General features: G+C 68.7%; 9 protein-coding genes. 1 reads left to right on the top strand and 8 read right to left on the bottom strand.

What is annotated here, in order from left to right; genetic code table 11:
• Nucleotides 1-148: 148 nt before the first annotated feature.
• From nadD to rplU, 7 genes are all read right to left on the bottom strand, one after another.
• Nucleotides 149-751: a nicotinate-nucleotide adenylyltransferase gene (nadD, locus tag RT309_RS12195; RefSeq protein WP_313357409.1), complete on the bottom strand. Its 603-nt coding sequence runs from the start codon at nt 749-751 to the stop codon at nt 149-151.
• Between the two features lie 6 nt (nt 752-757).
• Complete coding sequence (locus RT309_RS12200; protein ID WP_313357411.1) at nt 758-970, bottom strand: hypothetical protein; 213 nt, start codon at nt 968-970, stop codon at nt 758-760.
• Between the two features lie 49 nt (nt 971-1,019).
• A complete protein-coding gene (locus RT309_RS12205) occupies nt 1,020-2,297 on the bottom strand; it encodes a glutamate-5-semialdehyde dehydrogenase (RefSeq protein ID WP_313357412.1) in 1,278 nt (425 codons plus the stop codon).
• A 54-nt stretch (nt 2,298-2,351) separates the two neighbouring features.
• Nucleotides 2,352-3,140, bottom strand: a complete 789-nt coding sequence (gene proB / locus RT309_RS12210; protein ID WP_313357414.1) for a glutamate 5-kinase — start codon at nt 3,138-3,140, stop codon at nt 2,352-2,354.
• Nucleotides 3,137-4,636, bottom strand: coding sequence for a GTPase ObgE (gene obgE / locus RT309_RS12215; RefSeq protein ID WP_313357416.1), 1,500 nt, complete (start codon nt 4,634-4,636; stop codon nt 3,137-3,139). The genes proB and obgE overlap by 4 nt, the downstream gene beginning before the upstream one ends.
• A 95-nt stretch (nt 4,637-4,731) precedes the next feature.
• Complete coding sequence (gene rpmA, locus RT309_RS12220; protein WP_071643174.1) at nt 4,732-4,989, bottom strand: 50S ribosomal protein L27; 258 nt, start codon at nt 4,987-4,989, stop codon at nt 4,732-4,734.
• A gap of 20 nt (nt 4,990-5,009) precedes the next feature.
• Nucleotides 5,010-5,318 carry a 50S ribosomal protein L21 gene (rplU, locus tag RT309_RS12225; protein ID WP_099196842.1) on the bottom strand — a complete coding sequence of 103 codons (309 nt, stop codon included), beginning with the start codon at nt 5,316-5,318 and terminating at the stop codon, nt 5,010-5,012.
• Nucleotides 5,319-5,530: 212 nt separating this feature from the next.
• Between rplU and RT309_RS12230 the strand changes: the two genes are divergently transcribed.
• Nucleotides 5,531-5,797: a DUF4031 domain-containing protein gene (locus tag RT309_RS12230; protein ID WP_313357418.1), complete on the top strand. Its 267-nt coding sequence runs from the start codon at nt 5,531-5,533 to the stop codon at nt 5,795-5,797.
• 46 nt (nt 5,798-5,843) lie between these two features.
• Here RT309_RS12230 and RT309_RS12235 read toward each other — a convergent pair.
• Nucleotides 5,844-7,876: Rne/Rng family ribonuclease (locus RT309_RS12235; protein ID WP_313357420.1), on the bottom strand; the 2,033-nt coding region annotated here is incomplete at its 5' end.

Raw genomic sequence — 7,876 nt, forward strand, 5'->3', positions numbered from 1 at the left:
GCGGACTCTGCGGGAGCGTCGTTCGGCCTCTCGGCCTGCGCAGCCCGCGCGGCGGCCGCCTCCTCACCGCTGACGACCGGTGTCGAGCCGGTCAGGCGGAGTTCACGCAGCTGCTTGCGCGTGAGGGTGTGCCCGTCCTCTTCAGTGCTCATGCCTTGCTCCGATACAGATGATGCTTCGCGATGTACTGGACCACGCCGTCCGGGACCAGGTACCAGACCGGCTGACCGTCGGCGACTCGCTCGCGGCAGTTCGTCGACGAGATCGACAGTGCCGGCACTTCGAGCTGACTCACATCGTCGGTGGGCAGTCCGTCCGTGCTCAGCACGTGTCCCGGCCGCGAGACGGCGACGAAGTGGGCGAGATCCCACAGTTCATCATGGTCTCTCCAGCTGAGAATCTGCGCCACGGCATCGGCGCCGGAGATGAAGAACAGCTCGGCATCCGGACGCTGCGCCTTCAGGTCGCGCAGCGTGTCGATCGTGTACGTCGGCCCGTCGCGATCCATGTCGACGCGGCTCACCGTGAAGTCGGGGTTCGAAGCCGTCGCGATCACCGTCATCAGATAGCGGTGCTCGCTCGGCGACACGTGCTGCTTCTGCCAGGGCTGACCGGTCGGCACGAACACGACCTCATCGAGGCCGAACGAGTGCGCGACCTCGCTCGCCGCCACCAGGTGACCGTGGTGGATGGGGTCGAACGTGCCACCCATCACGCCGATGCGCGGTGCCCGAGCGCTGGAATCGTGCATGCGGTCCTAGTGGCCGTGGCCGTCCCTGCCGTGCCTCAGGGCGTAGGCCTCGGCCTTGGCCGCGTGACGGTTCGCGACGTGGCGGAACGACAGGGTCACCAGACCCATTGCGGCGAAGACCAGCGCGGCGATGGCGCCGAAGATGAAGGTCTCGGCGGCCACGTTGCCGTGGTGCTCCGTCTCGGCTGCGGCCATCGCGATCTGTGCGATGAGGTTCATCCTGACTCCGTTCCTGACATGGCAAGCAAACGCCTGTCCATTCTAGTCCTCACCCGCGTATCTGACCGGACCCGCGCGCGAGCCACTTCGTGCTCGTCAGCTCGCCGAGACCCATCGGGCCACGCGCGTGCAGCTTCTGCGTCGAGATCCCGACCTCGGCGCCGAACCCGAACTCGCCGCCGTCGGTGAAGCGTGTGGAGGCGTTCACCATCACCACGGCGGAGTCGACCTCGGCGAGGAACCGCTCGGCGTTGCGGGAATCAGTGGTGATGATCGACTCGGTGTGCCCCGTGCTGTACCGGCGGATGTGCGCAAGCGCCTCATCGAGATCGTCGACCACCTTGATCGCGATCTCCAGCCCGAGGTACTCGGCCGCCCAGTCGTCCTCGGTGGCGGGGATCGTGCCCGCGACGAGTCCCGCGACCATGTCGTCGCCGTGGATGGCGACCCCCTCGCTGAGCAGGGCGCTCGCGATCACCGGGACGAGCTGAGGGGCCGCCTGCCGATGCACCAGCACCGTCTCGACCGCGTTGCACACGCTCGGACGCTGCACCTTGGCGTTCAGCACGATGTCGCGCGCCCAGTCCATCGGCGCCGACTCGTCGATCACGATGTGCACCACCCCGGCGCCGGTCTCGATGACCGGCACGGTGGACTCGGTGACGACGGTCTCGATGAGCGACGCGCTGCCGCGCGGCACGAGCACATCGATCAGACCACGCGCGTGCATCATCGCCTTCGCCCCGTCGCGGCCGAAGTCGTCGACGCTCTGGATCGCCTCGGGGTCGTGCCCCAGATCAGCCAGCGCCTGTCGCATCACCGCGACCAGCACCGTGTTCGACTCGCGGGCGGCGCTGCCGCCGCGAAGCACCACCGCGTTGCCCGCGCGCAGCGCGAGGGCGGCGATGTCGACCGTCACGTTGGGTCGGGCCTCGTAGATCGCGCCGACCACGCCGAAGGGAACCCGCACCTGCTCGAGGGCGATGCCGTTCGGCATCCGGTGCCCGCCGATCACCTGCCCGATCGGGTCGGGCAGAGTCGCGACATCGCGGACGGCGGATGCCAGTGCCGCCACGCGCCGCTCATCCAGGCGCAGCCGGTCGATGAGAGACTCGCCGATGGCATCCGCCCGCCCGCGCTCGATGTCGAGGGCGTTGGCCTCGACGATCCGCGCGGTGCTCGACTCCATCGCGGAGGCGATCGCCTCGAGCAGACGCGCCTTGTCGGCGCTGGTCAGCCGTGCGATCGAACGCGAGGCCTCCTTGGCACGCACCAGGCGATCCTGCGCGGTGTCCGCGGGGGCATCGGTGACGAGGGATGTGCTCATCCGGTCAGTGTATCGACGCCCGGACAGGGCCCGGCCCGGCATGACGCAGGCGGTTCACCCGACGACGGACGGGGCGAACCACGTGCCGATCTGCTCCCCCTCGAGAGCCTTGCCGACCAGGTCGGCGCTGGTCACCAGCACGCCGATGCCGGATGCCGCGGCCATCCGCGCGGCGGAGACCTTCGTCGCCGCTCCCCCGGTGCCGACGCTGTTCACGACCGACGCGCCGAACTCGAGACCGCTCAGATCGGCATCCGCCGGAATCTCCTCGATCGGCACTGCGGTGGGGTCCGTCGGCGGCTTGGTGTACAGCGACTCGACGTCGCTGAGCAGCACGAGCGCATCCGCGCCGACGAGCTGCGCGACGAGCGCCGCGAGCCGGTCGTTGTCGCCGAAGCGGATCTCCTGGGTGGCGACGGTGTCGTTCTCGTTGACGATCGGCATGATGCGCAGCGACAGCAGCCGGTCCATCGCGCGTTGCGCGTTGCTGCGCGAGGTCGGGTTCTCGAGGTCGCCGGTCGTCAGCAGCACCTGGCCGGCGACGATGCCGAACGGCCGCAGGGCCTCCTGGTACCGGAATACGAGCACGTTCTGCCCCACGGCCGCAGCGGCCTGCTGCGTGGCCAGATCGGTCGGTCTCGAGTCGAGAGCGAGGTACGGGATGCCGGTGGCGATCGCCCCCGATGAGACGAGGATGATCTCCGCGCCGCGGCGGTGCGCCGATGACAGCGCCTGCACGATCATCGGAATGCGCCACGACGACTCTCCGCTGATCGACGAGGATCCGACCTTGACGACGATGCGGTTCGCGGTGCTGAGCTCTGCGCGGCTGCGCGCGGTCATTCCTCGTCCTCGCGGGAGGCGAGGCGCTTCTCCTCGAGCTCGGCGCGGGCCGCGGCCCTGGCATCCATCATGTCGTGGTACTGCTCACGACGCTCGGTGGTGGTGCGGCGGTTCGAGCCGCCGATGCGGATGTCGGTTCCGCGCGGAGAGCCCATCAGCTCGGCGGTCGAGGCGATAGACGGCTCCCAGTCGAAGACGACGCTGTTCTCGCCGGTGCCGATCATGACGGTCGCACCGGCGACGGCGCCGGCCTTGAACAGGGCGGTCTCGACGCCGAGACGCTCGAGGCGGTCGCCGAGATAGCCCACGGCCTCCTCGTTCTGGAAGTCGGTCTGCTGCACCCAGCGCACCGGCTTCTCGCCCAGCACGCGGTAGATGTTGCCGTAGGTGCCGCCCTCGACGCGGATCGAGAACTGCTCCTTCGCGCCCTTCGGACGGATGACGACGCGCTCGCGCGGCAACTCCACGGCGAGTTCGGCGCGGTGCTGGTCGACCAGCTCGGCCAGCGCGAAGCTCAGCGCCCGCAGTCCCTCGCGGGTGACGGTTGAGATCTCGAAGACCCGGAAGCCGCGCGCTTCGATGTCGGGGCGCACCATCTCGGCGAGATCGCGAGCCTCGGGCACGTCGACCTTGTTCAGGGCGACGATCTGCGGCCGCTCGAGCAGCGGCGTCTGCCCCTCGGGCACCTCGTAGGCGGCGAGTTCGGCGAGGATGACGTCGAGGTCGGAGAGCGGGTCGCGACCCGGCTCGAGGGTGGCGCAGTCGAGCACGTGCAGCAGGGCGCTGCAGCGCTCGACGTGGCGCAGGAACTCGAGGCCGAGCCCCTTGCCTTCGCTGGCGCCCTCGATCAGGCCGGGCACGTCGGCGACCGTGTACCTGCTGTCACCGGCCTGCACCACGCCGAGGTTCGGGTGCAGCGTGGTGAACGGGTAATCGGCGATCTTCGGACGAGCCGCGGACAGGGCGGCGATCAGGCTCGACTTGCCGGCGGACGGGTAGCCCACGAGGGCCACGTCGGCTACGGTCTTCAGCTCGAGTACGACCGAATGCTCCTGACCGGGCGTGCCGAGCAGCGCGAAGCCGGGAGCCTTGCGTTTGGGTGAGGCGAGTGCGGCGTTGCCGAGCCCACCTTGGCCGCCCTCGGCGACCACGTACTTCTCGCCGGGGATGATCATGTCGTGCAGCACATCGCCGTCGACGCTCTTCACCACGGTGCCCACTGGGACGGGCAGCTCGAGGGACTCGCCGGCGTAGCCCGAACGGTGATCGCCCATGCCGAAGCCGCCGTTGCCGCCGCTGCGATGCGGCGAGTGGTGGTACGACAGCAGCGTCGTCACCTGCGGGTCGGCGACGAGGATGATGTCGCCTCCGTCGCCGCCCTTGCCGCCGTCCGGTCCGCCGAGCGGCTTGAACTTCTCTCGATGGACGGAGACGCAGCCGTTGCCGCCCTTGCCTGCGCGGAGGTGCAGCGTGACGGTGTCGACGAAGGTGACCATGTCACTCCTTGAACTGGGTCCCTGAGCCCGTCGAGGGGCTGGGATACGAGGACGGGGCGAGCCGAAGCCCGCCCCGTCCAGGAAGTCTGCTGCTCTTACTGAGCGGCTGCGACGATGTTGACGACCTTGCGGCCGCCCTTGGTGCCGAACTCGACAGCGCCTGCTTCGAGTGCGAACAGGGTGTCGTCGCCGCCACGGCCGACGCCGGCGCCGGGGTGGAAGTGGGTGCCGCGCTGACGGACGAGGATCTCGCCGGCGCTGACGGTCTGACCGCCGAAGCGCTTCACGCCGAGTCGCTGTGCATTGGAGTCACGACCGTTGCGGGTCGAGCTCGCGCCCTTCTTATGTGCCATGTGCTGAGCCTCTTCCGTGCTTACTTGATGCCGGTGATCTTGACGCGCGTGAGCTCCTGACGGTGGCCCTGGCGCTTCTTGTAGCCGGTCTTGTTCTTGAACTTCTGGATGACGATCTTCGGTCCGCGGAGGTTGCCGAGAACCTCAGCCGTGACCTTGACCTTCGCCAGCTTGTCGGCGTCGGTGGTCACAGAGGCACCGTCGACGAGAAGCACGGCGGGAAGCTCGATGTTCTCGCCCTGGGCAGCCTGAACACGGTCGAGCTGAACGATCGTGCCGACCTCGACCTTCTCCTGCCGGCCACCGGCGCGCACTACTGCGTAAACCACTTCATACCTGTTTCGTTGGGGAGCGGATCGCTCCGGGAATCTCACGGGAAGACTGTTGCTTGCGTTCCTCGCCGCGAGGCGAAGGATGCGGACGCAAGACTTCTCCTGCGATCGGCAAAGCCGTCAGGGGTCTCGCACCAAAGGACAACTTTACCGGATCATCGCCGATGCCGCAAAGCGGGCCCGATGCGGGTCGCGTCTAGGATCACGACATGACCGTTCTCGTCGACGACGCCATCTGGCCTGCGCACGGCAGGCTGTGGGCGCATCTCGTCAGCGACTCGGATCTCGACGAGCTGCATGCGTTCGCCGCCCAGCAGGGCATCCCCCGCCGCGCCTTCGATCTCGACCACTACGACGTGCCGGCCGACGCGCTGCCGAGACTCCTCGCCGCCGGTGCGGTGCACGTGAGCGGCAAGGAGCTCACCAGGCGGCTGATCCGCTCAGGGCTGCGGATCCGAGCCCGTGACCGGGGCTGATCCGCTCAGGGCTGCGGGTCCGAGCCCGTGACCGGGGCTGACCCGCTCAGGGCTGCGGATTCGAGCCCGTGACCGGGGCTGCCCCGTCAGTCGAGGCGTTCGGGGTCAGCATGGCGGTCGTCACCCGACGCCGGTTGCGGCCCTGACCGGGTGCCTTCGGCTCAGGGAGAGCGTCGAGCACCGAATCGAGCAGCTGCTCGGTCTGCGTCTTCGGAGCGCCCTTGCGCTCGCCTCCGCGCTTCTTGCGCTTCTTGGGGCGCTCGCTCTGGGCTCCGTCGCGGGTGTCGTTCTCGGGCGCCGGTTGCTGCCCGGCAGCAGGCTGATGCTGACCCTGATCCTGATCCTGCGCGGCGTCGTCGTTCACGACGATGGTCGACGCGGCGATGGCGGCGAGGGCGGACTTGGCGACCTCGGTGATGCTGTGGGTGCCGCCGTTGACGGGCTGCTGCTTCTCGGCCGCGGGTGCGGACTGCTGCGACGAGCTCCCGCGCGACCGGCGGTTCTGTCCTCCGCCGTTCGATCCGCTGCTGCTGCGGTGCTTCACGACGGGGTCGTGGTGCACGATCACGCCGCGACCGGCGCACACGTCGCACGCCTCACTGAAGGTCTCGAGAAGACCGAGGCCGAGCTTCTTGCGGGTCATCTGCACGAGTCCGAGCGAGGTGACCTCGGCGACCTGGTGCTTCGTGCGGTCCCGGCTCAGGCACTCCACCAGGCGGCGCAGCACGAGGTCTCGGTTGGACTCGAGCACCATGTCGATGAAGTCGACGACGATGATGCCGCCGATGTCGCGCAGGCGCAGCTGTCGGACGATCTCCTCAGCTGCCTCGAGGTTGTTCTTGGTGACGGTCTCTTCGAGGTTTCCGCCCGAGCCGACGAACTTGCCGGTGTTGACGTCGACGACCGTCATGGCCTCGGTGCGGTCGATCACGAGCGAACCGCCGGAGGGCAGCCAGACCTTGCGGTCCAGTGCCTTCTCGATCTGCTCCGTGATGCGGAACGCGTCGAACGGATCGACGTCGTCCTCGTACGCCTCGACACGCTCGAGCAGGTCGGGGGCGACGCTCTCCAGGTACGCCCGGATGGTGCGCTGCGACTCCTCGCCCTGGATGAGCATCTTCGTGAAGTCCTCGTTGAAGACGTCACGGACGATCTTCACGAGCAGATCGGGCTCGGCGTGCAGGAGCGCCGGAGCCTGCTGGCTCTCGACCTGCTTCTGGATGTGCTCCCACTGGGAGGTGAGGCGCTGTACGTCGCGGGTCAGCTGATCCTCGGTCGCGCCCTCCGCGGCCGTGCGCACGATCACGCCGGACGACTCGGGCAGCACCTCCTTGAGGATGCGCTTGAGACGAGCGCGCTCGTTGTCGGGGAGCTTGCGCGAGATGCCGTTCATCGAGCCGCCCGGAACGTACACGAGGTAACGGCCCGGGAGCGAGATCTGGCTGGTCAGACGGGCACCCTTGTGGCCGATCGGATCCTTCGTGACCTGCACGAGCACGCGATCGCCCGCCTTGAGCGCCAGCTCGATGCGACGGGGCTGGTTGCCGGTCTCGACGCCGTCCCAGTCGACCTCTCCGGAGTACAGCACCGCGTTGCGGCCGCGCCCGATGTCGACGAACGCCGCCTCCATGCTGGGCAGCACGTTCTGCACGCGGCCGAGGTACACGTTCCCGATCAGCGAGGCGTCCTGGTTGCGTGCGACGTAGTGCTCGACGAGCACGTCGTCTTCCAGCACGCCGATCTGCGTGCGACCGTTCTTGGCACGCACGACCATCATGCGGTCGACCGACTCGCGGCGGGCGAGGAACTCCGCCTCGGTCACCACCGGGCGGCGGCGACCCGCGTCGCGGCCGTCCCGACGACGCTGCTTCTTGGCCTCGAGGCGCGTGGAGCCCTTGATGGCCTTCGGCTCGGTGATGTACTCGACATGACGCTGGCGCTGCCGCGGCTCGTCACGCGTCTCGTCGCCGTCGCCGCGTCGGCGGCCGCGTCCGCGGCGGAACGCGCTGTCGCGATCGTCGCCCTCGTCGTCGTCGCGGCTGTCGCGCGCGGGCAGCGGGACGATCTCGGGGGCGTAGA

Origin of the sequence: Microbacterium sp., assembly GCF_032084865.1 — a bacterium.
Taxonomy (GTDB): domain Bacteria; phylum Actinomycetota; class Actinomycetes; order Actinomycetales; family Microbacteriaceae; genus Microbacterium.

Coding starts and splice junctions, on each gene's coding strand:
- nadD (WP_313357409.1), bottom strand. CDS start 751: ATGCACGATTCCAGCGCTCGGGCACCGCGCATCGGCGTGATGGGTGGC.
- RT309_RS12200 (WP_313357411.1), bottom strand. CDS start 970: ATGAACCTCATCGCACAGATCGCGATGGCCGCAGCCGAGACGGAGCAC.
- RT309_RS12205 (WP_313357412.1), bottom strand. CDS start 2,297: ATGAGCACATCCCTCGTCACCGATGCCCCCGCGGACACCGCGCAGGAT.
- proB (WP_313357414.1), bottom strand. CDS start 3,140: ATGACCGCGCGCAGCCGCGCAGAGCTCAGCACCGCGAACCGCATCGTC.
- obgE (WP_313357416.1), bottom strand. CDS start 4,636: ATGGTCACCTTCGTCGACACCGTCACGCTGCACCTCCGCGCAGGCAAG.
- rpmA (WP_071643174.1), bottom strand. CDS start 4,989: ATGGCACATAAGAAGGGCGCGAGCTCGACCCGCAACGGTCGTGACTCC.
- RT309_RS12230 (WP_313357418.1), top strand. CDS start 5,531: ATGACCGTTCTCGTCGACGACGCCATCTGGCCTGCGCACGGCAGGCTG.